2 protein-coding genes are annotated in these 1,516 nt (G+C 52.4%); one reads left to right on the forward strand and one right to left on the reverse strand.

Annotated features, from left to right (window positions below; translation table 11 throughout):
* Positions 1-750 (forward strand): hypothetical protein (locus IK083_04470; GenBank protein MBR4748810.1); only part of this gene is annotated, 750 nt, incomplete at its 5' end.
* A 133-nt stretch (positions 751-883) separates the two neighbouring features.
* Here the strand turns inward: IK083_04470 and IK083_04475 are convergent.
* On the reverse strand, positions 884-1,516 hold a 633-nt coding region (locus tag IK083_04475; GenBank protein ID MBR4748811.1), incomplete at its 5' end, for a hypothetical protein.

Consider the following 1,516-nt stretch of genomic DNA (forward strand, 5'->3'; position numbering starts at 1 on the left):
CTGGAAGGCAAGGATATTTGGTATGACCCCGACATCCAGCGCCTCAACGAGGACGGCCGCGGAGACCACCTTGGGAAGTTCTCCGGCGAAGACCGCGTACTGGCAATCTTTGCCGACGGCTCATACTACACCACCACCTACGACCTAGTGAACAAGTACCAGGGAGATGTGATCCGCATTGAGAAACTGGATACTTCCAAGGTTTACACCGTTGTTTATTGGGACAATGCCGCCAAGGCATTTTACGTAAAGCGCTTCAGCTTTACGGAAAGCAACAACTCCCCCGTGCTGTTCATCTCTGATGCCCGCGGTTCAAAATTGGTGGACATATCCTCCGATAACTACCCTCAGCTTATCCTCACCTTCGGCGGCAAGTTCGCTCACAGGGAGCCTGAAACCGTGGACGTTGCTGAGTTCATTGCCAAGAAGGGCATTGCGGCAAAGGGCAAGAAGTGCTCGCCGTATGACCTGAAGGCCGTGGAATTTGGCCAGCCCCTTGAAAAGGAAGAGCCGGAAGCCCCCGGAGAAGCCATCGCAGAGCCCTTTGACGGGGATGATGATATGGCCGATGATGCCGTGGCTGATGAAGCCGTGGACCAGGTCCAGCCCAATGCGCCCGTTGAGCCCGATGCTCAGTCCGCAAACGCAGCCCCGGCCTCTGATCCCTCCGAAGACGTTCATGACGCCCCGGAAGACGCCTCAGACTCCGGCGCCGTTGACTTTGACGACTGGGAGCCCACACTGTTCTAGCGCCCCGGGCTGGCTTTCAGCCCCTTCGGCCGCCGCGTGATACAAAAAAAGCCGTTTTTGTTCCTCCAGCCGGTCTCAAGACCGCCGCGTGACACAAAAATGGCCCTTTTTGTTTCCCCAGCTGGCCTAAACACTATTGCTTGAAGTCTTTTGCCCGCAAAAACTGGTTCACAATATGCAATGAGATTCCAAGAGTACCGGCTATCTGCTCCGGAGATACATTGTATTGGCTGTTAAGAGTAACGGTAAGGCGTCCAAGTTCCGCCCCGTCCAACCGGGAAACCGGCTTCCCGTGATAGTTCCTTTGTAGAAGGTTGGAGACAATGACTTCAACATCTTGCTCCTGATACTCAATCTCCTCATCAATGGAATGTGCAATCTTGGCAAATGATTCATAATCCTTCACAAGGCGTGTCGTATATTCTTTAGGCGTCTTGAATAATTTCCTTACAAGCCTCTTATTCACAAAGGACGAGGGAAGCAATCCCAGCACAGGATGAAACTGCCAGTCCGGTGGAAGTTCCGTCTTGCTGCCGGTCCAACTTAGTATTTCCCGGACTGTCATATCCCTGACCTTCTTCCCCTCTATAAACTTTCCCAGCAGAGAATACGTCAGATAACTGCTGCACCAGGGATAACCACCTGGGACTGCCATCAGTTTCTCATAATGGTTTCTGTCCAGGTAGAGGATATTGGCACGCATTTGATCTTCGTTCTTTATAGGTATCAGTTTAAAGCCATAATCCTCCGGAAGCGGTTTGTAGCC

The organism is Abditibacteriota bacterium (genome assembly GCA_017552965.1).
Lineage (GTDB): Bacteria > Armatimonadota > UBA5829 > UBA5829 > UBA5829 > RGIG7931.